This is a genomic window from Caulobacter sp. CCH9-E1, assembly GCF_001556515.1.
Classification (GTDB): Bacteria; Pseudomonadota; Alphaproteobacteria; order Caulobacterales; family Caulobacteraceae; genus Caulobacter.
On the sequence record NZ_LSJA01000086.1, the window covers coordinates 12,525 to 38,126 of the forward strand.

General features: G+C 66.4%; 19 protein-coding genes. 11 read left to right on the forward strand and 8 right to left on the reverse strand.

The features are described 5' to 3' along the window. Positions 1-94 precede the first annotated feature (94 nt). The 5 genes from AX690_RS05155 (at position 95) to AX690_RS05175 (ending at position 7,828) form a co-directional block, all read left to right on the forward strand. A complete protein-coding gene (locus tag AX690_RS05155; RefSeq protein ID WP_066682172.1) occupies positions 95-2,359 on the forward strand; it encodes a TonB-dependent receptor in 2,265 nt (754 codons plus the stop codon). A 155-nt stretch (positions 2,360-2,514) separates the two neighbouring features. Next, positions 2,515-4,122, forward strand: a complete 1,608-nt coding sequence (locus tag AX690_RS05160; protein WP_066682175.1) for an alkaline phosphatase — start codon at positions 2,515-2,517, stop codon at positions 4,120-4,122. An 8-nt stretch (positions 4,123-4,130) separates the two neighbouring features. Next, positions 4,131-5,702: an alkaline phosphatase gene (locus tag AX690_RS05165; RefSeq protein WP_066682178.1), complete on the forward strand. Its 1,572-nt coding sequence runs from the start codon at positions 4,131-4,133 to the stop codon at positions 5,700-5,702. A 211-nt stretch (positions 5,703-5,913) separates the two neighbouring features. Then, positions 5,914-6,105: a hypothetical protein gene (locus tag AX690_RS05170; RefSeq protein WP_066682180.1), complete on the forward strand. Its 192-nt coding sequence runs from the start codon at positions 5,914-5,916 to the stop codon at positions 6,103-6,105. 178 nt (positions 6,106-6,283) lie between these two features. Continuing rightward, on the forward strand, positions 6,284-7,828 hold the full coding sequence (locus tag AX690_RS05175) for a N,N-dimethylformamidase beta subunit family domain-containing protein (protein ID WP_066682183.1): 1,545 nt from the start codon (positions 6,284-6,286) through the stop codon (positions 7,826-7,828). 149 nt (positions 7,829-7,977) lie between these two features. Here the strand turns inward: AX690_RS05175 and AX690_RS05180 are convergent, their stop codons facing one another. Then, positions 7,978-9,252 carry an aminotransferase class III-fold pyridoxal phosphate-dependent enzyme gene (locus AX690_RS05180; RefSeq protein ID WP_066682187.1) on the reverse strand — a complete coding sequence of 425 codons (1,275 nt, stop codon included), beginning with the start codon at positions 9,250-9,252 and terminating at the stop codon, positions 7,978-7,980. A 79-nt stretch (positions 9,253-9,331) separates the two neighbouring features. Between AX690_RS05180 and AX690_RS05185 the strand changes: the two genes are divergently transcribed. Next, positions 9,332-10,276, forward strand: coding sequence for a carbohydrate kinase family protein (locus tag AX690_RS05185; protein ID WP_066682199.1), 945 nt, complete (start codon positions 9,332-9,334; stop codon positions 10,274-10,276). Next, entirely contained in the window at positions 10,276-10,926 is a 651-nt protein-coding gene (locus AX690_RS05190; protein WP_066682202.1) for a class II aldolase/adducin family protein, read from the forward strand. Before AX690_RS05185 ends, AX690_RS05190 begins: the two co-directional genes overlap by 1 nt. A gap of 49 nt (positions 10,927-10,975) precedes the next feature. Here the strand turns inward: AX690_RS05190 and AX690_RS05195 are convergent, their stop codons facing one another. Both AX690_RS05195 and AX690_RS05200 read right to left on the reverse strand, forming a co-directional pair. Further along, positions 10,976-13,219: a TonB-dependent receptor gene (locus AX690_RS05195; RefSeq protein ID WP_066682204.1), complete on the reverse strand. Its 2,244-nt coding sequence runs from the start codon at positions 13,217-13,219 to the stop codon at positions 10,976-10,978. A 278-nt stretch (positions 13,220-13,497) separates the two neighbouring features. Continuing rightward, positions 13,498-14,151, reverse strand: coding sequence for a TetR/AcrR family transcriptional regulator (locus AX690_RS05200; RefSeq protein ID WP_066730298.1), 654 nt, complete (start codon positions 14,149-14,151; stop codon positions 13,498-13,500). Between the two features lie 352 nt (positions 14,152-14,503). On the opposite strand from AX690_RS05200, the gene AX690_RS05205 reads away from it, so the two are divergent. From AX690_RS05205 to AX690_RS05215, 3 genes are all read left to right on the forward strand, one after another. Further along, positions 14,504-15,724: an MFS transporter gene (locus AX690_RS05205; RefSeq protein WP_066684503.1), complete on the forward strand. Its 1,221-nt coding sequence runs from the start codon at positions 14,504-14,506 to the stop codon at positions 15,722-15,724. 45 nt (positions 15,725-15,769) lie between these two features. Continuing rightward, positions 15,770-17,077, forward strand: coding sequence for a cytochrome P450 (locus AX690_RS05210; RefSeq protein WP_066684500.1), 1,308 nt, complete (start codon positions 15,770-15,772; stop codon positions 17,075-17,077). A 290-nt stretch (positions 17,078-17,367) separates the two neighbouring features. Then, the gene (locus tag AX690_RS05215; protein ID WP_066684493.1) at positions 17,368-19,158 is read left to right on the forward strand and encodes an ABC transporter ATP-binding protein; all 1,791 of its coding nucleotides are present in this window, start codon (positions 17,368-17,370) and stop codon (positions 19,156-19,158) included. Positions 19,159-19,198: 40 nt separating this feature from the next. On the opposite strand, the gene AX690_RS22715 is transcribed toward AX690_RS05215, so the two are convergent. From AX690_RS22715 to AX690_RS05240, 5 genes are all read right to left on the reverse strand, one after another. After that, on the reverse strand, positions 19,199-19,606 hold the full coding sequence (locus tag AX690_RS22715; protein WP_156449571.1) for a hypothetical protein: 408 nt from the start codon (positions 19,604-19,606) through the stop codon (positions 19,199-19,201). A gap of 159 nt (positions 19,607-19,765) precedes the next feature. Next, positions 19,766-21,151: an efflux transporter outer membrane subunit gene (locus tag AX690_RS05225; RefSeq protein WP_066684489.1), complete on the reverse strand. Its 1,386-nt coding sequence runs from the start codon at positions 21,149-21,151 to the stop codon at positions 19,766-19,768. Positions 21,152-21,153: 2 nt separating this feature from the next. Then, positions 21,154-23,097, reverse strand: coding sequence for a MacB family efflux pump subunit (locus AX690_RS05230; protein WP_066730299.1), 1,944 nt, complete (start codon positions 23,095-23,097; stop codon positions 21,154-21,156). Then, entirely contained in the window at positions 23,097-24,287 is a 1,191-nt protein-coding gene (locus tag AX690_RS05235) for an efflux RND transporter periplasmic adaptor subunit (RefSeq protein WP_066684484.1), read from the reverse strand. The genes AX690_RS05230 and AX690_RS05235 overlap by 1 nt, the downstream gene beginning before the upstream one ends. Before the next feature lie 120 nt (positions 24,288-24,407). Further along, positions 24,408-24,956 (reverse strand): hypothetical protein, encoded by a 549-nt coding sequence (locus AX690_RS05240; protein WP_066684482.1) that lies wholly within the window; start codon positions 24,954-24,956, stop codon positions 24,408-24,410. A 368-nt stretch (positions 24,957-25,324) separates the two neighbouring features. On the opposite strand from AX690_RS05240, the gene AX690_RS24200 reads away from it, so the two are divergent. Next, on the forward strand, positions 25,325-25,585 hold the full coding sequence (locus AX690_RS24200; RefSeq protein WP_066684480.1) for a LysR family transcriptional regulator: 261 nt from the start codon (positions 25,325-25,327) through the stop codon (positions 25,583-25,585). The last annotated feature ends 17 nt before the right edge of the window (positions 25,586-25,602 follow it).

Consider the following 25,602-nt stretch of genomic DNA (forward strand, 5'->3'; position numbering starts at 1 on the left):
GGCTTTCATCAAAGCGACATGGGCCGCTCCTATATCCCCTCGATGTCGAACAACTGATTTTTCCGACCACTTGTCGTCGGAAAGAGGGGGCGTGATGCGTGTACTGTCAAAAGTGAAATTCGTGGCCCTGCTGATGGGAAGCGCCGCGATCTTCGCGGGGCCCGCCATGGCGGCCGACGCGGTTGCTCCGACTGCGGACGAGGCCGGCTCCAACCGTCTGGACGAGGTCACGGTGACGGCGCGCCGCCGCGCCGAATCCGAACAGAAGGTCGCCGCCGCCCTGACCGTGGTCAGCGGCGCCGAACTGGACCGCCGCAACATCCAGACCGTCAACGACCTGGAGAACAGCGTCCCGAACCTGGAAGTCACCAGCCAACTGGGCGGCGGCCAGCCGCAGTTCCGCATCCGCGGCGTCGGCCTGACCGACTACGCCGCCAACAACACCGGCACCGTCGGCGTCTATGTCGATGAGGTGGCCTATCCCTACGGCTCGATGACACAGGGCGCGCTGTTTGACGTGGCCCGCATCGAAGTGCTGCGCGGTCCGCAGGGCATCCTCTACGGTCGCAACACCACCGGCGGCGCAGTCAGCGTCATCACCAACGCCCCGACCCGGACCTTCGACGCCGGCCTGACCGCCTCGTACGGCCGCTTCGACGCCGCTCATGTCGACGGGTTCGTCTCGGGTCCGTTGACCGAGACCCTGTCGGCCCGCCTGGCCATGACCACCGACCAGGGCGGCGCCTGGCAGTACAATCGCGACACCCATGAGAAGCTGGGCGACAAGGACCGCTTCGCCGCCCGCCTGAAGCTCGACTGGAAGCCGAGCGACGTCACCGAGATCGACGGCTCGCTGCGCTACAACCGCGACAAGTCCGACGGCCTGGGCCTGCGTCTGGTCACCCGTCCGTTCCAGTCACATAACTACGCGCCGATCGGCAAGCTCTACCCGATCGACAGCGACCCCCGGATCACCGGCTGGGGCATCACGCCCTTCTTCGCAAATCTGATCGGCGCCCCGACCAACGCCAAGCCGTTCCGCGACAACGAGGGCGTCGGCGTCAACGCCCGTCTGCGCCACGACTTCGGCTGGGCCGCCCTGACGGCGGTGGTCGGCTACGAGACGTTCAAGCGCCGCGAGTTCAACGACTGGGACGCCACGGCCTCGAACGAGGCCGGCACCTTCTTCTTCAACGACATCGACACCCTGTCGCAGGAAGTGCGTCTGACCTCGCGCGGCGACCAGAAGTTCCGCTGGCTGACCGGCCTCTACCATTCGACCGAAACCGTCGACGGCGGCTTCTATTCGGACTTCTCTGAGGCCTCGACTCTGAAGAACTGGTTCTCGACCACCTACAAGCAGGACGTCGAGACCACTGGCGTGTTCTTCAACCTCGACTATGACCTGACCAGCCGCCTCACCCTGTCGGGCGGCCTGCGCTACGAGGACGAGACCCGCGAGCTCAAGGGTTTCAAGACGGAGATCATCGCGCCGGTCTATTCCCGCCTGGCCAACACCAACAAGGACCGCCACATGGGCGAGTGGTCCGGCAAGGTGGGCGGCGAGTACCGTTTCAGCGACACCGTGCTGACCTATGCCAGCGTGGCCCGCGGCGTGAAGTCGGGCGGCTTCACCACCTACAACAGCGGCTTGCCTTCGCAGCTCGATCCGTTTGATCCCGAGAAGCTGATCGCCTACGAGGCCGGCCTCCGCTCGGAGTTCTTCGACCGTCGCCTGCGCGTCAACCTCGCCGGCTTCTATTACGACTACCGCGACCAGCAGTTGCAGGGCGTGCTCTACACCCAGACCGGCCGGGTGGGGCGGATCATCAACATTCCGAAGTCGCACATCCAGGGCGGCGAGCTGGAGATCACCTGGAAGCCGACCGCGCGCCTGACCATCAGCCAGTCGCTGGGCTACAAGTTCGGCCGCTACGACGAGTTCTTCTTCGTCAACGCCGCCGCCACCGAGGCCGCCAAGGATCCGGTCACCGGCCAGTACAACAAGATCATCTACAGCGACCGTTCGGGCGAGCGCCTGCCGTTCCCGCGCGCCGACTACAAGGGCGCCATCAGCTATGTGATGGACGTCGGGTCCTGGGAGGTCGAGGCCGAGACCAACTACAACTACCGCAGCGACATGTTCAGCACCTCGTCAAACTCGGTAATCGGCGACTACTGGCTGTTCAACGCCAGCCTGACGGCCCGGCCGGCCAACGGCAAATATTCGGTCGGCGTCTGGGTCAACAACGCCACGAACGACTATTTCGAAGAAACCCGCAACGCATTCATCTCGGCCGCCACGGCGTCGCCGCACGAGCCGCGAACCTATGGCGTCCGGTTGACCTGGCGCTACTAGGGCTTTTGTTCTGACGCATTTTCTGACGAAGAACCGGTATCTGTTTCTTCCGAAAATGCCCTACTCGACGGCCGTTTCCCCTTCGGCCATCGGCCTCGCCGCGGCGCCCGTCTTCGCGTCGCGGCGAGGTCTCCTTGTTTCGGATTGGAGCTCTCATGACGGTCGATCGCAGACAGGTCGTCGGTTCGAGCCTGGCCCTGGGGGCCGCGACGCTGGCGACGGCCGCGCGGGCGAGCGAGGCCGCCTTTCGTCACGGCGTGGCCAGCGGCGAGCCGGGCCCCGATCGCCTGCTGCTGTGGACCCGCGTCACCGGACTGGGCGAGGCCGCCGGCCACTGGCGGATCGCCACGGACCCGGCCATGCGCCATGTCGTGGGGGAGGGGCGGTTCATGGCCCTCGCCGAGCGTGACTTCACGGTCAAGGCCATGGCGACGGGCCTGACGCCGGCCACCGACTACTGGTACCAGTTCGAGGCGGAGGGCCAGCGCTCGCCGGTCGGCCGGGCCCGCACCCTGCCGGTGGGACGCACCGACCAGCTCGACCTCGTGGTCGCCTGCTGCGCCATGTACACCATGGGCTATTTCCAGGCCTATCGCGCCATCGCCGAGCGCCCGAATCTGGACGCGGTGCTGTTCGTCGGCGACTACATTTACGAGTACGGCGCCTCGACCTATCCGGGCCTCGACACCCTGCGCCAGGCCGATCCGCCGCGCGACACCGTCACTCTCGACGACTATCGCCGCCGCTTCGCCCAGGCGCGAACGGACGCCGACCTGCAGGCCGCCCACCAGCGGGCGGCGTGGATCTGCACCTGGGACGACCACGAGATCGCCAACGACGACTGGATGCACGGGGCCCAGCATCACGACCCGGCCAAGGACGGGGATTGGGAGGCCCGCAAGGCCGCCGCCGTGCGCGCCTATTACGAGTGGATGCCGATCCGCGATCCCGATCCGGCCGATCCCTACGCCATCCAACGGGCGGTCGCGTTCGGAGATCTGGCCACCTTGATCGTTCCCGAGACCCGCCTGAAGGCGCGCGAGGCTCAGCTCACCTTACCCAAGGACCTGGACCGCCTGCCGGACGGACGCCCCGATCTCGAAGGCTTCCGGCGTAAGATCGCTGATCCGGATCGCCGCATGCTGGGGCGCCAGCAGGTGGACTGGATCGGGGCCGAGATGCGCGGCTCCGTCGCCGCCGGACGGCCCTGGGTCCTCTTGGGCAGCGCTACGGTGATGGCTGACTACGCCTATCCGGACATGAGCCGCTGGGCCCCGGCCTCGGGCGCCCTGAAAGGCTTCTTCGAGCTGACCAAGCTCGACCTGCCGCTGTTGAACCTCGACGCCTGGTCGGGCTATGCAGCCGAGCGCCAGCGGATCTACGACGCCATCCGCGCCAGCGGCGCGCGCACGGTGGTGCTGTCGGGCGACAGCCACATGGCCTTCCTCAACGAACTGCATGACGAAAAGGGCCGAGTGGCGGTGGAGCTGTCGACCAGCACCTTGACCGGGCCGTCGCTGGGCGTGGTCCTGGCCATGAAGGAGGCTCCGTTCGGCGAGCGGGTGGCCGAGCGTAACCGCGATGTCGTCTGGTGCGATCACCTGGCGATCGGCTTCGTCGCCGTCCACGTCACCCGCGACGCGGTCGAGGCCAGCTTCGTCAGCGTCACCGATCCGCGCGTCCCCAATTCTCCGACCCCGGTGCGGCGGCGCGTGCGCGCCACCGCCGAGGCCAAGGGCGTCAGCGCCTGGAGCCAACTCTAGGATATCCCATGTCGTCGCTCACCCTGCACCGCCGCGCGCTGCTGTCCGGCCTGGTCGTCGCTCCCGCCGTGCTGCGCTTTGGGCAGGCGCGAGCCGGCGGGGCCTATGTCTTTCCGCTGGGCGTGGCCAGCGGCGATCCGGCGCCGGACGGCATGGTGCTATGGACCCGGCTGGCGACCGATCCTCTGGCGCCCGACGGCCTGGGCGGCATGGGCGACGCCGTGTCCGTGCGTTGGGAAGTGGCCGCCGACGAGGCCTTCCGCCGCGTGGTGATGGCCGGCGACGCCATGGCCGAGCCCGCCGCCGCGCACAGCGTCCACGTCGAGGTCTCGGGCCTGCGGCCGGACCGTCCCTACTGGTACCGCTTCACGGCCCTGGGCCAGCAGAGTCCGGTCGGCCGAACCCGCACCGCTCCGGCCGCCAATGCCGACCTCGACCGTCTGCGCCTGGCCGTAGCCTCGTGTTCGCACTGGGAGCGCGGCTATTTCAGCGCCTATGGCCACATGGCCGACGAGAACCCGGACCTGACCCTGTTCCTGGGCGACTACATCTACGAATATTCGATGGGGCCGGACCGCAAGGACCAGATCGTCCGACCCTATGGCCTGGAAGAGGCCACCACCCTGGCCGGCTATCGCAACCGCTACGCCCTGCATCGCACCGACGCCGACTTGCAGCGCCTGCATCAGGTCGCGCCGTGCCTGGCGGTGTGGGACGACCACGAGGTCCAGGACGACTATTCGGGGATCTGGTCCAAGACCCCGGGCGTCGCGCCGGAGACCTTCCGGCGTCGTCGCGCGGCCGGCTACCAAGCCTTCTACGAAGCCATGCCGATCCGCCGCACGCGGCTGGACGCGCGACTGCAGATGCCGATCCACCGCCGGGTTCGCTACGGCAGCCTGGCCGAATTCTTCATGCTGGACGGTCGTCAGTATCGCTCGCGCCAGCCCTGCGCCGACGGTCCCAACGGCGGCAAGGGCCAGATCGTCACCGACGCGGCCTGTCCCGACCGCCGCGATCCGGCCCGCACCTTCCTGGGCTTCGACCAGGAGCGCTGGCTTTATGACGGACTGGCCCACACCCAGGCGCGCTGGACGGTGCTGGGCCAGGACCTGGTGATGGCTGGCCTTCGCTTCGGCGACGGCGGACCCGACACCAAGTTCTGGACCGACACCTGGGACGGCTTCCCGGCCGCCCGCGACCGCCTAGCCCAGGCGATCGCGACTCTGAAGCCGCGCAACCCCGTGGTGCTGAGCGGCGATTACCATTCGTTCTGGACCAACGACGTCAAGCTGAACGCCGACGATCCGGCCTCGGCCACCATCGCCACCGAGTTCGTCGGCACCTCGATCACCTCGACGGGGCCCAGCTACGAGGGTCTGATGTCGGCCATGCCCAACAACCCGCAGATCAGGTTCTTCGAGAGCCGAAAGCGCGGCTACATGTCGATCGATCTGACTCGGGATCGGATGACGACCCGCTATCAGACGATCTCGGACGTCCGAGACCCCCGCGCCACGATCGCGACGCTTAACACATGGGTGGTCGAAGACGGGCGGGCGGGCGCGCAGAGTGCGTGAACGCGCCAGGGACAAACGGGCGGATACTGTAGGGCATGAAGGAAGCCAACCGGCTCCGCGGCTAAGGCAAGGCCGCAGTCCGACGCCAACGAGAGCCCCCGAGCTATAGGGCCCGCCAACGACGATCCTCAAGCCACGCTCGGCCAGCTCGCGCATCGCTGAAGACTATTGCGATCGGTGCGCATGTTCGCCACGGGTCGGATCGAAGGTGATGTCAACGAGCAGATCGCGATCGCGCTGGTCGATCCTGATCGGCGAGCTCGACACGATGCATGATCCGCGGCATGTCGAACGCTACTGGCGCGCCGTGCTCCCCGACAGCAACTTCGAGCTCGCGCCGGATGCCGGGCGCTTCATGGCCATGACCCATCCCGACCGAGTCGCGCGGGTTTTGGGGCGCTGATGCGCGGGGCGTGCGGCGGCGTCTTCGTCACGGCCGATTGAACGCCCGGCTTGCGACCCTGATCAATAGGGTAGTAAAAACTACATCATCGGTCCGTCCAGCCGCGTTGCGCTCGCGGCGTCGCGCCCTAGGGCTTTGGAGGGCGGATGAGATGGGGCAGGGTGAAGGGAAAGACGAAATGCTGGCTTGCTATACTGACCGCCTCAGCGTGCGCCCGGGAGAACGCTTCTCGCTCCACGCCAGCGCCGAGACCGGGCCGTGCCGGCTCACGATCGCCCGCGTGGGAGCGCAGCGCCAGACGGTGCTGGAGTGCGACGGCGTGGTTGTCGGACAGCATCCGGTTCCGGCCAACGCCGACCGCGACGGTTGCGGCTGGCCTGTCGCCCTCGAAATCGAGGTCGGGGCGGGGTGGGCCTCGGGCTATTACGACATCGTCTTGAGCGACCCGACAGGCGCGGAGGCCCATCACTTCGTGGTGGTGAAGCCGCCGGTCGGCGTGCGTCGCTCAAGCGCCCTGATGGTGCTGTCGACCAACACCTACCAGGCCTACAACTACTGGGGCGGCGCCAACGCCTATTCGAATGTCGCTGGCCTGATGAGCGGACAGGTTTCGTTCGCCCAGGCCATGGACGAGGCGATCGGCGTGCTGTCGACCCAGCGTCCGTTTCCGCCGCTGATCGTGTCGCCGCCGCCCAACCCGCCGCGTCTGATCAACCTGCGAAAGCGTGGGTTCGAAGAGGCCCCCTGGGCCTCTGACATGGCCTGGATGGTCGAACACCGGGCCTCGCCCTACGATGGTTCGGCTGGCTTTCTGCACAAGTGGGAGCACGCCTTCGTGACCTGGGCGGAATCGAACGGCTACGCGCTGGATTTCGCCACAGATTATGACCTCGACGCCGAACAGGATCTCCTGGAAGGCTACGCGACGGCGCTGTTCGTGGGTCACAGCGAGTACTGGTCGGGAGGCCAGCGCGACCAGGTCGAGCGCTTCGTCGACGCGGGCGGCAACGCCGCGATCTTGTCGGGCAACAGCTGCTTCTGGAAGGTGCGCTGGGAGAACGACGGCAAGACCTATGTCTGCCACAAGTGGAAGGGTTTCGAGGCCGAGGATGTCCCGCCCGAGAAGGCCACGCACCTGTGGTCGCACCCGGCCTTCCAGCGGCCCGAGGCCGCGCTGACGGGACTGAGCTTCGTCTTCGCCGGCTATCACCGCCTGGGCATGTGCGTGTCGCGCGGTCAGGCTGGCTTCACGGTCTATGACGACCGTCACTGGGCGCTGGAGGGCTCCGACCTGTTCTACGGCGACGTGATCGGGGGCGAGCTGCCGCTGATCGGCTATGAAAGCGATGGCTGCCGCTTCCAGTTCGGCGACGACGGCCTGCCCAAGGCCGTGCCGATGTTGGGCGTGCCCGAGACCTTGGAGATCATCGGCGTCGCGCCCTGCGCGTTCGGCGAGGAAGCCGGCCGCGGATATAATCCCATCATCCCGCCCGAGAAGCTGGATGTGATCGCCCAGGTCACCTATGGCGACGCTGGCCCTGAAGCCCAGGCCAAGGTGCTGCGCGGCCACGCGGTGCTGGCCAGCTTCAAGCGCGGGAAGGGCGAAGTGTTTAACAGCGGCACTACCGAATGGGCTCACGGCCTGGCCGCGCGCGACCCGTTCATCGAGGTCATCACCCACAATGTCTTGCGGCGTTTCGGCGTCACCCGCGCCACGGAGTGAACCGCCCTCGGGCGTTCCGTCGAAAAAGAAGGGCCCCTCGCCAAGAGGGGCCCTTTGTCATGGCTGATGCGCGAACGAGGCCTGAACGCGTCGCGGGGAGCGCCGCCGGTGCAAGTCGGGCGGCGCCGCGTCCAGGCGGGGTAGGTTCGTCAGTCGACCATGGAATGCAGGAAGGCCAGCTTCTCGACCGGCGGCAGGGGGCCGGCGGCCTTCAGCAGCTTGAAGGCCTCGTCGCCGGCCTCAATCGTGTGATCGATGTCGGCGTCGGTCATGGCCGTGGTTATGAACATGTTGTGCCAGGGGTGGAAATAGACGCCGCGCTTGAGCAGGGCGTTGTTCCAGAAGTAGGCCTTGGCGCCGGTCGGGTCCTCGTCGAACATGATCAGCGGCAACTGGGCCGGACCCGTCTGGCGCAACGCGAAGCCGTGACGGTCGGCCGCCTCGTCCAGGCCCGCGCGCAGGCGCTCGCCCAGGGCGATGGTGCGCTCCAGGTAGTCGGTCTCGCGGATCAGCTTCAGCGTCGCCAGTGAGGCGGCCATCGGCGCGGCCGAGAACCAGAACGAGCCAGTCGCATAGATGGTGGCGGCGGCGAACCGGGCCTTGTCGGCGCCCAGCAGGGCCGAGATCGGATGGCCGTTGGCGATGGCCTTGCCCCAGGTCGACAGGTCAGGCTTGACCCCGACCAGCGACCAGCTGCAGTCGCGGGCCAGGCGGAAGCCGGCGCGCACGTCGTCGATGATCAGAAGCGCTTCGTGCTCGTCGCACAGCGCCCGGGCCCGACGGGCGTATTCGGGATCGGGCAGCTCCTGATCGACGAAGGTGTCGTGCTTGATGGGCGAGGCGAAGATCGCCGCAAGGTCCGAGCCGGCAGCCTTGACCGCCGCCTCCAGGCTCTCGACGTTGTTGTACTCGTAGAAAACCTGGTTGGCGCGGTCGCCCTCGGTGACACCGTTCTTCAGGGGCGTGCACCAGGGCGCGGCGCCGTGATAGGCGCCCTTGGCCAGGACGATGGTCCTTTTCTGGGTGAAGTTGCGGGCGATCATCATCGCCATGGTCGTGGCGTCGGTGCCGTTCTTGCAGAACATCGCCCAGTCGGCGTGGCTGACCTGGGCGGTCATCGCTTCGGCCAGCTCGACCATGGCCTGGCCGGGGCCGGTCATGGTGTCGCCCCGTTTCATGCGCTCGACATAGGCCTGATCGATGGCGGCGTGGCCGTAGCCGAACAGGTTGGGGCCGTAGCCGCACATGAAGTCGACATAGCGGTTGCCGTCGACGTCCCAGAGATAGGCGCCCTCGGCGCGGTCGAAGAACTGGGGGTAGTCGTCGGGCAGCAGCATGACCGACTGGTGGCCGTACATCCCGTTGGGGATCACCGCCATGGCGCGTTCCCGAAGCGCCGCATCCTTGCTGTTGGTCCAGGTCAAGTTCAGCCCCTTATAAGATAGTTTTGACTATTATAATGACTGAGCCATATTGGCTGTCAATGCGTAGGGAGGACGTCGCATGAAGACCGGATTGGCCTGTATCGGCCTGACGACCCTGGACGTTGTGGCGCGCGCCATCGACGTGTTGCCGAAGGAAGAGGTAACGGGGCTAATCGAGGGTATCGCCTGCGCTCCGGCTGGCACGGCGGCCGCTCCGGCCCTGCTAGCGGCTCGCCTCGGCGTGCCGAGCCGGCTGATCTCGGCCGTCGGCGACGACCTGATCGGCCGCTTCATCCGCACGGCGCTTTCCGACGCCGGCGTCGACATCTCCGACCTGGAGGTTCTGCCGGGACTGCCCAGCTCCACGACCCTGCTGGCGGTCTCCTCCAGCGGCGTTCGCCCGGGCTTCCACGCGTTGGGCGCGGGCATGCTGGCCCGAGTCACCCCGCGCGCGCTGGAGACGGCCGCCGCGGTTGGCTTTCTGCACTACGGCGGCGTGGGCGGTCCCAAGCTCGACGGCGGCGAGGGGGAGGCGATCGTCCGAGCCGCCTCGCGGGCTGGGGCGGTCGTGACCTGCGACCTGATCGCGCCCCAGCCCTCGGCGATCGACGAGGTCAAGCGCCTGCTGCCGCATGTCGACTACTTCCTGCCCAGCGCCGCCGAGGCGGTGTTCCTGACCGGTCAGGAGGACCTCTTCGCCGCCGCAGAGACATTCCGGTCTTGGGGCGCGAAGGGTTGCATCATCAAGAACGGCGGCCGGGGCTCGGTGGTGGTCCTCGACGGCGTCAGCACGACTCTGCCAGCCCACGCGATCACGCCCGTCGACACCACCAGCTGCGGCGATTCCTATTGCGCGGGGTTCATCGCCGCCCTGTCGCGAGGCTGGACGCCGCTGGACGCCGCGCGCTTCGGCACGGCCACCGCCGCTCTGGTCGCCCAGGGCCTGGCCACACTGGGCAAGGTCGAGAGCTTCGAGGCCACCGAGGCGGCGATGCGCCAGATGACCTTGATGGAGACGGTGTGATGGGCATGACGGATCAGGAGGCCGCTCTGCGCGAGCACATGGCGCAGGTGATGCGGGCGATGGATGCGCGCGGTCTCAACCGCGGCACCTCGGGCAATGTCTCGGCCCGGTGCGGAGAAGACATGTTGGTCACGCCCACCGGCGTGCCAGCCTCGCGGCTGACCGCCGAGCACATGGTGCTAGTCCGTCCCGACGGCTCGTCGCCCGAAGGCGCGCTCAAACCATCCAGTGAATGGCGCATGCACAAGGGGATTCTCGAACGGCGCCCCGACGTGGGGGCGGTGGTGCATTGCCATTCGCGTCACGCCACCATCCTGGCCTGCGCGGGCCTCCAAATCCCGCCCATGCACTACATGGTCGCCGTTAGCGGCGGCAGCAGCGTGCCGGTCGCGCCCTACGCCACCTTTGGTTCGGAGGAACTGGCCGCGACCGTGGTCGAGGCCCTGGACGGCCGCTACGCTGCTCTGATGGCCAATCATGGCCAGATCGTCGCCGCGCCCAATCTCGACTTCGCGCTGGCCATCACCGAGGAGATCGAGGAGCAGGCGGCGGTCTATTGGGGAACCCTGGCGATCGGCGGGCCCAGCCTGCTGGCCGAGGACGAGATGAACCGCATCCTGCAGCGGTTCAGATCCTACGGACAGCGCTGATCGCCGGAGCCCGCCCAACGCCAGGCGACTGGGCGGGCTCCGGTTCTCGCTAGTAGTGGTAGCGCAGGAAGACGCCCAGGCTCCGCGGCCGGTTGTAGCTGAGGAGATCCACGCCGAGGCTGTCGATGTTGGAGATCGACACGGCATAGGTCTTGTCGAACAGGTTGCGGGCGAAGGCGCCGGCCTCGATCTTCTGGTCGGGCGAGCGCCAGCTGAGCTGGGCGCCGGCGATCCACACCGCGTCCTGCGACAGACGGTCGGCGTTGGAGTTGTCGAAATAGACCTTCGACGAATAGTTCGCGTCGACATTGGCCACGATCGAAGCGCCATTCTCTAACGGCGCGACCCAGGTCGCCGCGGCGTTGAAGGTGACCTTCGGCGACTGCGGCAACCAGTTGCCGGTGAAGTCCTTGCCTTCGGTGAAGTAGTCGCCGTACTTGGCGTGCAGCAGCGACACGCCCGCCGTCAGGGTCAGGGGTTGGATCGGCCGGGCGGTGACCTCGGCCTCGCCGCCGTAGACCTTGGAGTTGGCGGCGTTGTCGAGCACCAGCACGGTCAGGCCGTTGCGCGTGGTCTGGGCGAACACCTGCTGGTTCTTGTAGTCGTAGTAGAAGCCCGACACGTTCAGGCGCACCCGGCGGTCGAGGAACTCCGATTTCAGGCCCAGTTCATAGGCGTCGAGGGTCTCGTTGTCGTAGGGCTCCATTTCCCGGGCCGTCGTGGCCATGCCGCCGAAGAAGCCGCCGCTCTTATAGCCGCGATTGTAGGTGGCGTAGATGTTGGCGTCGTCGCTCAGCTCGTAGCGCAGGCCTAGCCGTCCTGAGACCGCGGAGAAGGTCTTGCTCTGCTTGGAGGTCAGGATAACGACCAGCCCGTCCTCGGCCTGGCTCCGGTAGTCGATGGACTTGTCGTCGGCCGACCAGCGCAGGCCGACCGTGCCGGTCAGTCTGTCGGTCAGCTTATAGTCGGCCTGGCCGAAGACGGCGTAGCCCTTGGTCTTCTGGGTGTAGGGATAGCCGAAGGTCCCGACGCTGTTTTCGAGGCTTAGCCCCGTGGGATTCTCGGGCGTCATGAACAGCGGGCGCAGGTCGCGCAGCACGTCCTGCCGGGTGTTGTCCTGAACCTTCTCGTCCATGTAGTAGGCGCCGAGGACCCAGTTGAGCCGCGCCGAGGCGTCGTTCGACTGCAGGCGCAGTTCCTGGGTGAACTGGTTTTGGCGGGAACGATAGTTGATCTCGATCATCCGCAGGGGGCTGGCGTCGGTGTTTTCCAGGTCGTTGCGGTGGGCCCACTGCCAGGCCGTCACCGAGATCAGGGACAGGCCGCCCAGCTTCCAGGTCGCCTGGCTGGAGGCGCCGAACAGGTCGACCTTGTCCTTGCCCTCCTGGTTGGCGTCCACGGCGCGGGGATTGTTGTCGGTGTCGGCATAGCCCATCAGGTCGGCGCACTGGCCGCTGGCGTAGGCGCTGGTCGCGCAGAAACCGTCCGGTCCTCTCGCCGCCGCCGTCGCGGGGAGCAGAGCGCGGTGTCCGGGCGCGGTGGCGTCGCCGCGATTGACGTAGCGATTGACCTGGGTCAGCAGATCGAAGTCTTCGCTCGGCGTGTAAAGCAGCGACAGCCGCCCCGCCCAGTGTTTGGCCGCGTTGAGATCGTGGCCGGTGACGCGGTTGTAGGTATAGCCGTCGTCCTTGACGTACTGGGCGGCCGCCCGGAAGGCCAGCTTGTCGGCCACGATCGGCCCGCCGACGCCCAGATCGGCGGTCACGGCGTTGAAGCTGCCATACTCCAGCGAGGCGTCGGCGCCGAAGGTCTGGCTGGGCCGCTTGGTCGTGATGTTGATCGCGCCGCCGTTGGTGTTGCGGCCATAGAGGGTGCCTTGCGGCCCGCGCAGCACCTCGACCTGAGCCAGGTCGAAGAAGCCGGCCATCTGGGCCAAGGGCGAGCCGATATAGACTCCATCGACATAGACGCCCACGCCGCTGGAGGCGTTGGGGTTAAAGTCGCTAAGGCCCACGCCGCGAATGTAGATCTTGGGATTGGCGGCCGCGTCGCCGGCGCTGATGCGCATGCCAGGGGCCAGGTTGTTGAGCGCGAGGACGTTGTTGACGCCGCGCGCGGCCAGGGCGTCGCTGGTTAGGGCGGTGACCGACACGGGCACATCCTGAAGGTTTTCCGATCGCTTCTGGGCGGTGACCACGATCTCCTCGATCGCCGTGCCGTCGTGCGTTTGGGCCGCCGCGACGCCGCCAGACAAGGCCAGCACGGCGCAGCTCAGAAACATACGCGCTTTCATCTTTCACTCCCCGTTTATCCAGTACTCCGACCGGTCCAGGTTATTACGATAATAAAAACTATCTCGATGCAAGAGGGAGACGCGCAAGCTATGGGACGGTCTTTGGGCGCGTGATGGGCAAGGCGCCTGGTTTGCAGGCGAAACCGCGCTCGATCGCCTTTACGACGATCCAACCGGGACGCGGCGCCTGTCTCCCGGGCAGGGAGGGGGGGCGATTGAGTTTCGGGCTGAGGCGCTTGGCGCCGATCCGAGGTCGGGTGCGCCCGCGGCGCGGGCCGTCAGTCCTCGGACAGTTGGGACCGGCGGGGGAGGTCGAAATGATAGCGGCCGATCATCCAGGCCACTTCCTCGATGACCATGTCCTCGTCGAGCTCGGGATCCTCCACCAACATTTCCATGGCGGCGTAGCTCATCAGCTCCGACACGCGCATCGAGAGCTTCAACCGCTCCTCATCGACGGGCGGGCCGTCCTTGAGGCGGAATGCGAACACCCGATCCAGCACCGCCGTGCGCGATTGGGCCCGCACGTCCTGCAACGGCGGCAGGGCGCGGATGGCGCGCAGAATCCAGAGCCCGCCCGGAAAGGCCCGGGTGACGGTGATGATGTCCTTCTGCAGGCGGATGTGGTTTTCCACCGCCGCCGACAGGGTCGTCCAATGAGCGCCGCCCGATTCTATCCAGGCGAACACGACCTGGTCTTGGGCGTCCATCAACCGCCGGGTCAGTTCGGTCAGCAGGGCGTACTTATTGGGAAAGTAGCGATAGAGCGCCGGCGGCGTCAGGCCCGCCCGTTCGCAGACGAGATTAGTCGTCAAGCGCTCGAAGCCCACCTCAGCCAGCAGTTCGCCGGCCGCCGCCAGAATGGCTTCGAAGGTGTTGATGCCGTTGCGGCGGGACGGCCGCGACTTGGCTTCGAGTTCGGGTGTGCTCACCAGAGTTCCTTGAAGGGCGCCGCGGGGCGCGGCGTGCTCTCAGATAGCAACCGCGCAGGGCCAAGAGAAGCTGTCGCCATCGGGGCGGACTGCGCGAGGCGGGCGACCGCGCGCGGCTGATATAGCTCAAACTATTGCAAGTAGCGAGCTCGTTCGAGCGCGCGTTCGAGGGCGGGGGACAGCTCCTGTGAGCGCACGTCTTGGCCGGCGGCGCCCAGCGCGGCGGCATTTTGGGGCGAACCGATCCTGCGAGATGCGGTTGACGATGTCCTTGAGATAGCAAAAACTAACTATTGGGCGCGCGGGCGAAGACTCCTTGAAAGTCGATCCCTCGCCCTTCTGGAGGAAATGCATGTCGCTCGAGGAGACCCCGGCGCGCGCGCCCGACACCGACGGCGGCTGGATTGGCCGCAGACCAACGGCCTGGCAGACCGCGGCCTTCCTGGCGGTCGGATCCATCGCTCTGCTCATGGCTGGCGTCCAGCCGGTTGTGCTGGGCGGGCTGGTCGACGCCGGCAGACTTGACGTCGCTCAGCTGGGCTGGAGCGTCACGATCGAGTTTCTCGCCATCGGGCTGGGCGTGGGGCTGGCCGACGCCTTCCTGCCGCCTCGCCATCTCAAGGTTGTGGGCTTTGCGGCCGCGCTCGTCCTGGCCGGCGTCAACTTCGCGGCGCTGGAGGTCTCGGAGCTCTGGGTTCTGGTGAGCCGCGCGCTGGCGGGTTTGGCGGAGGGCTGCATTGTTTGGCTGACCACCTTGATGATCGTGCGCTCGCCGACCCCGGGCCGCTGGAGCGGGATCTTCCTGGTCTGTCAGGCCGTGCTGCAGGTCGCGTGCGCGGCGGGCATACCGATCCTGGTCTCGCCCTGGTTCGGTGCCAATGCGGGCTTTGTGACGCTTGGGGCCAGCGCCGTGCTGGCGGCGATCTTGGCGCTCCTCCTGCCGGCCAACCTTGCGCCCCTGGCCGGCAACAAGGCCAATGATGCTGTTCTGGCCGAGCCGATCCCGAGGGCGGCCTATGTCAGCCTGATGGCGGTCTTCCTGCTCTTCTCATTCTTCATCGGCTTCTTGGCCTATGTCGAGCAGTTGGCAAGGCAGGCGGGCTTGACCCCGGTGCAAGGCGGGCTGGCCGTGGCCGTGGCCCTGGGCGTATCGATCGTCGGCTCGGGCCTGGCGGCGGTCCTGGCCGATAGGATTGCCTATCACCGGGCTTTCCTGGTCTGCATGCCGGTGTTCCTGGTCGTGCTGTTTGGCCTTGGCGCTCTACCCAGCCCGGGCGTGTTCATCGCCCTGACGGGGTTGTACGGCTTGGCCTGGGGCTTTCTGCAGGCCCTGCAGGCCCCGTTCGTGATCGAGTCGGACCCCTCGCGGCGCGCGGTGTTGCTCGCGCCCAGCGTCCAGTCCGTCGGCGCGGCCGCCGGTCCAATGCTCTGCTCGTTTTTTGTCAACGCACATGAGGTTCGTGGAGCCCTGTTCGCCGCTGGCGCGGGCCTGTCGATCTCCTTCGTCCTGGCGATGATGCTGTGGTTGTCGCGCGCCAAGCGTCTGACCAAGTCCGTCCTAGCCGCCACCTGAACAACACGAGCGCGCGCGGAGCCGACCGCGCCCAAGGGAAAGATCATGTCCGCAGGCGTCGAAACCAACCCTCCGCCCGTTCTCGACATCGGCGCGCTGCCGACGCTCGCCGATCATGGCTACGATGGCGGCCGCGTGGCGCTGCGGCGGTTCTGCGCCACGGCGTTCCAGCCAGACGGTCCGCGCTTTCTGCGTGGGAATGACGGGACGCTCGTGGCGTTTCGTCATGCCGATCTTCGGGCGCTGGCGGCCAGGCCCGAACTGGCGGCCATGGCGCCCAACCAGCTCTTCCCGGGACTGCTCTCCGCCGAGACGTCCGAGGAAAAGCCGGTCGGCTTCGCCATCGCCGATCTGATCAGGAACCAGCTCTTCAGCTCCAATGGCGTTCTCAATGCGGCCCTGCGCAAGGTGCTTCTCAACCAGATCGGTCCCAAGCAAACCGCCGCGCGCGGCGACGCCGCCCACGAGATCGTCGCGCGGATCCTAGACGGTCTCCCGCTGGGCGAGACCGTGGACCTCGTCGAACGGATCGCCGAGCCGCTGATCGGCCTCTATTGGGGCGCGCTGATCGGCATGAGCGACAAGGAGGCGCTGGCCGCGGCCGTCCAGGCCCGCAAGATGACGCCGATGCTGTTCCTGCAGACGGATTGGGATAGCCTGTGCGAAGCGGACGCTGCGGCGAAGACCTATCGAGGTCTTGTCGAGGGGGCGGGCCAGCGGTCGCTCGACGCTGGCGGCTGTCCGTTCGTCTCGAACATCGCGCGCGACCTCGCCGAGATCGATATCGCCGATGATCTCGACTATGGCGGTTATGTTCCCAAGACGGTCGGCGCCTTCCTGGCGGGAAACCTGTTCGATGGATTTCACACCGCCGCCCTGGCCATCACCAACACCATCCGCGCACTGATCGACCATCCGGAGGCGCTGGTCCGATTGCGCGGGGAGCCCGAGAAGGTCGCCGCGGCGGTGTCGGAGTGTCTGCGCCTGGAGCCGCCGGTCATCCACCTCAACCGCGTCGTCAACGCCGACTTCGAATACGAAGGACGGATCATTCCAGCCGGCGTTCGGATCATGATGATGTGGGGCGCCGCCAATCGCGATCCCGACGCCTTCCCCGATCCCGAACGTTTCGACCTTGATCGTTCCCACCAAGGTTCGACCACGTTCGGCGGCGGCGCTCACATCTGCCCGGGCCGTTTCGTAGCCAGTCTGGTCGCCAGGAGTCTGCTGGAGGTTCTGATCGAACGGCGGCTTGAGATCCGGGCGAGCGGCGGCGCCAATGACTGGATAGACAATCACGCCATGTGCCAGCTCAGGCGCCTGCCCGTGAGGCTGGAGCGCCAGCCGGGGTGAGCGAATCCAGCTCTTCACGGGGCGGGCCGCTCCTCCTGGCGCGTTACGGTCTGTCCGTTTGGGTGAGGCGCTGTCCGTCTGCGTGACAGCTGAACGGCGCCAAGGTCTGCGATACGGTCCGCTGCAGAAGCGACCACCACAGAGCGGTCCAACGTGCTATGGCCTAATGTTGACCCATCGTGGTCTCTGTCGGCGCCGCACATGCCTTGCCCGGCGCTTTACAATCGAATCCGCCTGCGAAACCCATTTTTCCGCCATGTCCCGAATTTGCCTCGCTCACGCGACGAACGATGCCCGATAACGGTTCTAGGAACGCGCTGGATGATGAAGCCGACGAGGCCGCGCCGGTTTCATTAAGGCGCGTGCTGTCGCTATTTGCGCCTTACCGACACCGCATCGCGGCGATAGCGGCGCTGATCACCTTAGGGGCGGCGGTGGGCCTGACGACCCCGTTTCTGCTGCGCGCGATCATCGACGAGGCGCTGCCCAAGGGCGACTTGGGCCTGCTTAGCCTTTTCGTCGCGGCCTTGATCGGCGCCGGCGCGGTCTCAGCGGTAATCAACGCGACCCACGCCATACTGTCGTCGCAGATCGGCCAAGCCATCATGCACGATCTGCGCGTGCGGGTTTATGGACACCTCCAGTCGCTGTCGCTGGGCTTCTTCACCCACGCCCGCGCGGGCGAAATCCAGTCGCGTATCGCCAACGATATCGGCGGGCTGCAATCTCTCGTCACCAACACCGCGCACGAGCTGGCCCGCAATCTCAGCCTCGTGATCATGACGGCGGTCGCGATGGTCTTGCTCGACTGGCGGCTGGCGCTGTTCTCGATGACCGTCATTCCGATCGTGGTGCGCCTGAGCGATCATGTCGGTCAGAAGCGCGAAGCCTATACGCATAGGCAGCAGGAGCGGATGGCCGACCTTTCGTCGACGGTGCAGGAGACGCTGTCGATCTCGGGCGTCATCCTGGCCCGGACCATGGGGCGGAAAGACTTTCTGGTCCGGCGCTTCACCCGAACCTCGGCCGATGTCGGCGCGCTCGAGGTGCGTTCCAGCACGGCGGGTGAGTGGCAGTGGCAGCTCATCTACCTGTTGCTCCAGGCGCTGCCGGCCCTGACCCTGCTCCTGGGCGGCTGGCTGATCAGCCGCGATGTGCCGATCACTATCGGCACGCTCGTGGCGATGATCGCCCTGCAGGAGCAACTACTCTGGCCGCTTGAGGAGGTCTTGCGCACGGGGATGGAAATTCGGACCACCCGAGCTCTGTTCGCGCGCGTGTTCGATTACCTCGATCGCCCCGTGGAAATCGTCGAGCGCCCCGACGCCATCGCGCTCCCCCCCGAGCGCATGCGCGGCGCCGTCGCGATCGAGAATGTGAGCTTCGCCTACGACAAGGACGGCGAGCCCACGTTGCGCGACGTCTCCATCGACATTCCCGCCGGATCGCACGTCGCCATCGTGGGCGCGACGGGGTCGGGCAAGACAACGCTCGGCTACCTTCTGGCGCGGCTATATGACGTCGATCAAGGCGCGATCCGGTTCGATGGCGTCGACATCCGCGACCTCAAACTCGCCTCGCTCAACGAGATGCTCGGCGTCGTCACGCAGGAGCCCTACCTGCTGAACGCGAGCATCGCCGACAACCTGCGCTTCGCCCGGCCCGAAGCCACCGACGCGGAGCTTGTCGCGGCGGCCCGCGCCGCGCAGATCGCGGCGCAGATCGAGGCGTTGCCGGAGGGCTACAACACGGTCGTCGGCGAGCGCGGCTATCGCTTCTCGGGCGGCGAGAAGCAGCGCTTGGCGCTTGCCCGCACCATCCTGCGCGATCCGCCGATCCTGCTGCTCGACGAGGCGACCAGCGCGCTCGACACCCAGACCGAGCAAGCGATGAGCGCGGCGCTGGCGGCGCTGTCGAAGGGGCGGACCACCATCACGATCGCTCACCGGCTCTCCACCGTTCGCTCGGCCGACTTGATCGTCGTCATGAAGCGCGGCCAGGTTGTTGAACGTGGGACGCATGACATGCTCATGGCGCAGGGCGGCGCCTATGCCGCCCTGCTGCGACCTGAGGAAGGCTAGGCCTGTCCAGGCGCGAGCGTGCGCCGCCAGCGCACGCCGATCAGGTTTTCAGGCTAAAGAGGTTTGCCTGCGTGTCGGGATCGGCGCTGGCTTCGCCAGCGCGTTCCTGGAGCCAACGGGTGTAAGTCTCGAGGGATGTCGTTGTTTCCTGACCTCGAGACGCCTTCACCTCAAGGCCATCTTCGCCGTACATGTCGCGCAGCTTCGCCACCGCCTCCAAGGCCGTCGCCGCCTGTCGTGGCGACATGTCCGCCACATCGCTAAGCTGGGAACCATTCTGTTCGCCTGATCGCCGCCGGCGGTGGTCCTTATCGAGCGCTGGGTTCCCTGCTTCCTGGGCTTGGTCACGCGGACTTAGCCCGGATGTCCTTTCGACGCGGGTCGTCGTGGACTGGCGTAACGCGTGCGCGGCCGCCAGCAGCGCGCCCAGCGGGGATGAAGAGGTCATCAAGCCACCTACAGCTAACGAGGCCAATCGATACGAAGCTGGTCACTCAGCGCTTCTTGAGTGCGCCGGCAGGCTGGCAGTACGGTTTGCTCGCCCGGTCCAGCCTTCCCGCAAGCTGGTGGGAGCGAAAGCCGCAGTGCGCCTTAACTGTCGTTGGCGTCATGGTTTGGCGGCCGGCTCGCCGCCCAAGGCCATATAGAGAACCATTTGGGCGTTCAGCTGATCGAAGCGGTTTTGAAGGACGGCGTTCTGGGCTACGCGCCGCCGCTCTTGAGCGTCCAAGACCGTTCTCAGCGGTATAGCTCCGGCATTGTACTGTTGGGCGTACAGGCTCTCGGCCTGGCGGGCGGCGGACAGTTCGCGAGCGAGCTGCTCACCTTGCGTCAGGGTCACGGCTCTGTTGGAAAGCGCGTTCTCGGTATCGCGCAGCGCATCGTAGAAGGTTTGCCGGAACTGTTCGGCCGCGAGCTCATAGTCGACCTTCGCCACGCCGACGGACAACCGAGCGCGACGGGCGTCGAGGAACGGAAAGCTCACCCCTCCGGTCAAGCCCACGCTCGGTGCGCGAAGAACGTTGCTGAGCGCGCTGCTGACGCCGCCGGCCGAGCCGGTGAGCGTAAGGCGGGGATAGGTGTCGGCCAGCGCCGCGTCTTGCGCGGCCAGCGCGCGGCGAAGCCTAGCCTGCGCTGCTGCAAGGTCGGGACGTCGGACCAGCAGGTCCGACGGGAGTCCCGCTGGGATTTCGGGCAGGTTGGCCATCGGGAGCGCCTTCGGCTCCGGTCCGTTATAGACGTGCTCGCCCAGCAGCGCCGCGAGAGCGTTTCGCGCCTCGGCGCGCGCTTGCTCAAGCCGAATGCGCTGGGCTTCTTGCGATGCAATGCTCTGCTCTGCGTCCTTCATCTCGACAGCCGATACCGCTCCGGCCTGATACCGGCGGGCGACGAGGTCGAAAGTGCGTTGGGCGTTCATCAAACTCTGGTCGCCGAGCGCCAGGCGCTCGTTGGCCAGCGCCAGCTGCCACCAGGCGCTCGCCGCCGAGCCGACCAAGGCCAGGCGCGTGGCCTCCAGATCCTGCTGGCTGGCTTGGGCCTCCCAACGCTCCATGTCCCGCTGAGCCGCCAGGCGGCCAAAGAGGTCCAGCTCCCAACTCGTCGTGATCGCGGCGCTTGAGGACAATGACGAGGCTCGTCCGCCCGTCACCGGTGCGCTCAGGCCATGGGAGACATCCGCGGCGATGGTTGGCTTCAAGCGCTGGCTGGCTAGGTCCAGCGACAGGCGCGCGCGCTTGAGACGAAGGCCGGCGGCGGCGAGGCTGGGGTTGTGCGCGGTTACCTGGTCGATGAGCCGGTCCAGGCGCGGGTCGCCGAGCGTCTTCCACCACTTCGTCGGCCGTGGCGCGGCTTCGGACGGCGCGGTCGCCCGCCATGTCGGCGCGGTGATCGTCGCGGGAGGGGTATAGGCGGTATGGGGGGCGAGGGCGCACCCCGCCAAGAGGACGGTGATCGGCAGGAGCGCCGCCGAATGGCGAAGACCGAGAATCGTCATGGCTAGACTCTGCTGAGTGCGTCGATGGGATCGAGGCGCGCGGCGTTACGGGCGGGCAGGTAGCCGAAGGCCACGCCGATGAGGGTGGAGCAGGCGAAAGCCGCGACGATGGAGAGCGGCGAGAACTGCATAACCAGTCCAGATCCGACCGCCGCCAGAAGGCCGGCGACGCCGAGCGCCAAGGCGATGCCAAGGGCGCCGCCAAGCAGGCAAATCAGCACCGCCTCGATCAAGAACTGTTGCAAGATGTCCGCGCGCCGCGCGCCGACCGCCATGCGAAGTCCGATTTCGGCGGTGCGTTCGGTGACGGAGACAAGCATGATGTTCATCACGCCGATGCCGCCGACCGCCAAGGATATGACGGCGATGGAACTGATCAGCAGCGTCATCGTCGCGGCTGTCTTTTCGATCATCTTGCGGATTTGGTCGTTGTTGCTGATGAAGAAGTCCTTCTTGCCGTGGCGCATCGTCATCAATTGGGTGACGGCGCCTTGCGCCGCGGCGACCGGAGACTGGTCGGATACGCGGACCGTCACGCTGCTCAGGTGAGAAACGCCCAGCATCCTGGTCATCACGGTGGTGTACGGCGCATAGATCGCCAGGCTGGAGTCGCGTCCGCCGGACGGCTTTCGCTGGATGACGCCGACAACTCTAGCCGGGGTCTGGCCCAGCATGATCGTCTGGCCGATGGCGGCCTCGCCGTGGGCGAAAAGAGCCTTGCGCGCGTTGTTGTCGAGCACGACGTCCTGTCGAATGCTCGCGACCGCTTCTGCGTCGAAGCCACGGCCTTCGGCGAACTTCAAGCCCTTGACCCGGAAGAAGTCGGCGCCCACGCCTGAGACCTCGGCGTTGGCCGTCACGCCTCGATAACGCGCGGCGACTGTCGTGAAGACACCAGGCGTCACGCTGTCGACGTAGGGCTGTTTCCTCAGCGCCTCGACGTCCGAGGGCGTTAACGTCTCGACCTTGTTCGCCTCGAGATCGCCGAAGTCCTTGCCGGGATAGAGATCGAGGGTGTTGGTCCCCAAGTCCGAGATCTGCTTCATGATCTGGCTGCGCGATCCGTTGCCGATCGCCACCACCGACACCACCGAGGCGATGCCGATGATCACGCCGAGCATCGTCAAAAGCGTCCGCAGCTTGTGGGCGGACATCGCGATCAGCGCCAGTTGGAAGCTCTCCGCGAGCTGGTGAATGGCGGCCAGTCTGAGCTTGCGCGCCAGGACCGGACGAAGCGCGGCGCTAGGCTCCGGAGCGCGGCGGCCTCGGTCGGCCACGATACGGCCGTCGCTGATCTCGATGACGCGCGGCGCGTGTTTCGCCACCGACATGTCGTGGGTCACCAAGATGATCGTATGGCCTTCGGCGTGCAGATCCCGCAAGATCTCCATCACCTTTTCGCCGCTGGCGCGATCGAGCGCCCCGGTCGGCTCGTCGGCCAGGATGATCTCGCCGCCATTGATCAGGGCCCGGGCGATCGACACGCGCTGCTGCTGACCGCCCGAGAGCTGGCTTGGCCGATGCGAGAGGCGTTCGCCAAGGCCTAGGCGGAGCAGCAGGTCGCGGGCGCGCGCGCGCCGCGTCTCGCGCGTGTCGCCCGCATAGATCGCGGGGGTTTCGACATTGGCGATCGCGCTCATCGCGGCCAGCAGATGGTAGCGTTGGAAGATGAAGCCGAACCGCTCGCGACGAAGCGCGGCTAAGTCATCCGGCCCAAGCGCCGCCGTATCCCGACCGGCAATCTGGTAGGTCCCCGCCGTGGGGCGGTCCAGACAGCCCAGGATATTCATCAGGGTCGACTTGCCCGATCCTGAGGCGCCGACAATGGCGACCATTTCGCCCGCGCGAATCTCAAGATCGACGCCGCTGAGGGCCGAGAACACGCCATCCCCGGTGGGATAGTCGCGCCCTACGCCGACCAGGCGAAGGAGGGGCGGGGCGTCCATCAGAAGCCGCCCATGAAGGCCGCCGCCGGATCGATGCTGTCACCGGCTACGGTTTCGCCAACCACCACCTTGTCGCCCTCGGTCAGTCCATCGACGACCTCCACCGAGACCTTGTTGTTGAGGCCAATGCGAATAGGGCGTGTGGCGATCTTGCCTTTGGCCAGTTCGACCCGCACAGGATAGCGTCCGTCGGACAGGCGTGGCCCCAGCGCGGTGGCGGGAATCCTCAGCACCCCGCGCTTGGACGCCAGGATAATCGAGACCTGCGTGGTCATCATCGCGCGCAAGCGGCCATCCGGATTGGGGACCTCAAGCAACGCGCTGTAATAGATGGCCGAGGCCGCCGGCGCGCCCTGCGTCGCCGCGCCGGAGGCTGGTCCCAGTTCATTGACGATCGTATCGGGAACCGCCTGCACCTGGGTGAGGCGCGCATGGTAGGCCCTGTCCGGATCGCCAAGGATGGTGAAGCGAGCCAACTGACCCGGCTTGACCTTGATGACGTCGGCCTCGGAAACGTTGGCCTTGACGCGCATGGTGTCGAGCCTGGCCAACACCACGATGGTCGGGACCGACAGAGCCGAGCTGACCGTTTGGCCCTGTTTGGTGGCGACCGACACCACCACCCCATCGATCGGCGCGACGATGCGGGTGTAGCCAAGATTGACTTCCGCGTTGGCGACGCTGACGCTGGCCTGGCGAACCTGGGCCTGGGCCGAGATCACGGCGGCGCGGGCGCTTTTGAGGTCCGCCTCGGCCATCTCGAAGTCGGCTTGCGATGTCGCCAGGCCCGGGCCCATGTCCTGCTGACGTTTGAACGCGAGTTCGGCGCGGGCCAGCGCGGCTTGGCGGGCGGTCTCCTGGGCCTTGGCGTTGGCGAGCTCCGCGCGCGCGACGCTTAGGGCGTTGGTCTGAGGCTGGGGGTCGATCTGAGCGATAAGGTCGCCCTTTCGCACGCGCTGGCCCAGCGTGACCTCGAGCGTCTGAACTTGGCCAGACACCTGGGCGCCCACGCCGACAAGTTGGCTTGGCTCAAGCTTGCCATTGGCGATGACGGCGTCCTCGATATCGCCTCGGCTGACGACGGCCGTAAGAAGTTCAGGCGACTTATGGGAGGCGAGCACCGTTCGAATTGACACGGCGCCGACGGCGATCACGGTGAGGACGGCGCCGATGATCATGCGACGTTTCATGGCGCAGGTGATGCTCCAGAATTAGGGCGTGCGGGGATGGGCTGACTTTCGCGGGCGGCGGCAGGCTTGGATCTGGATCTGGCGGCGCCGCTGGCCTAGAGCCAGCGGCGTAAGGCCCGCTTATCGAGGCGCTTCGCATCCCTTGGCGATAAGCATGCCGCGCAGAAAGCCGCGGCGGGCCACGCCCGCCGTGATGGCGTTCTCCAAGCGACGGTCCGCGGACGCCGCGCCCGAGACCTGCCGCACCAAACCGCGGAAAGGAATGATGCTGTCCACCAGCATCTTGCCGCCTTCTTCGGCCATTTTGCCGGGGCTGCTCTTGGGTTTGTCGCCGGCGTCGAAATCGGGGCCAAGCGCTTCGTTCAAGGCGGCGATTTCGGCCTCGATCGCCTTGCAGCTTTCGAGGTCCTTCAAGCCGTAGGGCGCGTCGCGAGCTTTTTGGAGGGGAGCCGGAATCTCAATCTTGGCCACGCCCAGATCGCGGGCGGGCTGGGAGCCAATGTCCATGGCCTTCTTGCGCGCCTCACCCGAACCGCCCGCCTTCGGCGTTTCGGCGGTCTTGGAGGCGTTCTCGGCGGGCGTCTCCGCCTTGGCCTGAGCGAGGGCGGGTCCGGCGAGGATCGCCACGGTGGTCAGCAGCGAGAAGAATGCATATTTTTTCAGAGCCATCACATGGTCCGTATTTATAGATTATTGGCGGTGAGCCTATTTTCTAGGCGTCGATCCAAGTAAACTTCTCATCAAATTTAACAGAAGATCGATTTTCGCCCGGGGTTCGACTATGAAGGCGCGCGATGTGTTGTCGGGCTAGGCCGGGCTTGGAGGGCGTCATTGGTCTAATTTGGCCGCTATTTTGGCGTGCTCTTTCGGTGGGCGCGGCCAGCGTTAGCGTCGGAGGCGCCGGCGAAGCTGTTATGAGGCGGCGTCGTTGTGCAGGTATGGAGCGTTGGTGGAGTGACTGTGGAGGCGGTCAACTTCCTCTTTGTCGGGAAGGAGAAAGCTCTAAGACCTGGAGCGCTTACAACGCGGCGGTCCAAATGTTGCAAGAGTTTGACCTCAATCTCCTGACGACTTTGCATAGCCTCATCGTCACGCGCAGTGTCACACTTTCCGCCCAGCGCCTGGGTGTCAGTCAGCCGGCCGTCAGCCGTTCGCTGGGTCGGTTGCGCGAGCTTCTCAACGACCCGCTCCTGATCAAGACCAATAGCGGCATGGCCCTAACCCATCGCGCCAAGTCCCTTGAGGCGCCCCTCTGCCGCTGGTTGATCCTCCCTCGTTTCAGTGGACACCCATGCTAGCTTTTCGGAGCTGGAGA

Excerpts from the sequence above, each read along its gene's own strand:
- AX690_RS05235 (WP_066684484.1), bottom strand. The coding sequence starts at position 24,287 with ATGAAACGTCGCATGATCATCGGCGCCGTCCTCACCGTGATCGCCGTC.
- AX690_RS05185 (WP_066682199.1), top strand. The coding sequence starts at position 9,332 with ATGAAGACCGGATTGGCCTGTATCGGCCTGACGACCCTGGACGTTGTG.
- AX690_RS05170 (WP_066682180.1), top strand. The coding sequence starts at position 5,914 with ATGTCAACGAGCAGATCGCGATCGCGCTGGTCGATCCTGATCGGCGAG.
- AX690_RS05225 (WP_066684489.1), bottom strand. The coding sequence starts at position 21,151 with ATGACGATTCTCGGTCTTCGCCATTCGGCGGCGCTCCTGCCGATCACC.
- AX690_RS05230 (WP_066730299.1), bottom strand. The coding sequence starts at position 23,097 with ATGGACGCCCCGCCCCTCCTTCGCCTGGTCGGCGTAGGGCGCGACTAT.
- AX690_RS24200 (WP_066684480.1), top strand. The coding sequence starts at position 25,325 with ATGTTGCAAGAGTTTGACCTCAATCTCCTGACGACTTTGCATAGCCTC.
- AX690_RS05190 (WP_066682202.1), top strand. The coding sequence starts at position 10,276 with ATGGGCATGACGGATCAGGAGGCCGCTCTGCGCGAGCACATGGCGCAG.
- AX690_RS05240 (WP_066684482.1), bottom strand. The coding sequence starts at position 24,956 with ATGGCTCTGAAAAAATATGCATTCTTCTCGCTGCTGACCACCGTGGCG.
- AX690_RS22715 (WP_156449571.1), bottom strand. The coding sequence starts at position 19,606 with ATGACCTCTTCATCCCCGCTGGGCGCGCTGCTGGCGGCCGCGCACGCG.
- AX690_RS05195 (WP_066682204.1), bottom strand. The coding sequence starts at position 13,219 with ATGAAAGCGCGTATGTTTCTGAGCTGCGCCGTGCTGGCCTTGTCTGGC.
- AX690_RS05205 (WP_066684503.1), top strand. The coding sequence starts at position 14,504 with ATGTCGCTCGAGGAGACCCCGGCGCGCGCGCCCGACACCGACGGCGGC.
- AX690_RS05160 (WP_066682175.1), top strand. The coding sequence starts at position 2,515 with ATGACGGTCGATCGCAGACAGGTCGTCGGTTCGAGCCTGGCCCTGGGG.
- AX690_RS05155 (WP_066682172.1), top strand. The coding sequence starts at position 95 with ATGCGTGTACTGTCAAAAGTGAAATTCGTGGCCCTGCTGATGGGAAGC.
- AX690_RS05175 (WP_066682183.1), top strand. The coding sequence starts at position 6,284 with ATGCTGGCTTGCTATACTGACCGCCTCAGCGTGCGCCCGGGAGAACGC.
- AX690_RS05210 (WP_066684500.1), top strand. The coding sequence starts at position 15,770 with ATGTCCGCAGGCGTCGAAACCAACCCTCCGCCCGTTCTCGACATCGGC.
- AX690_RS05165 (WP_066682178.1), top strand. The coding sequence starts at position 4,131 with ATGTCGTCGCTCACCCTGCACCGCCGCGCGCTGCTGTCCGGCCTGGTC.
- AX690_RS05215 (WP_066684493.1), top strand. The coding sequence starts at position 17,368 with ATGCCCGATAACGGTTCTAGGAACGCGCTGGATGATGAAGCCGACGAG.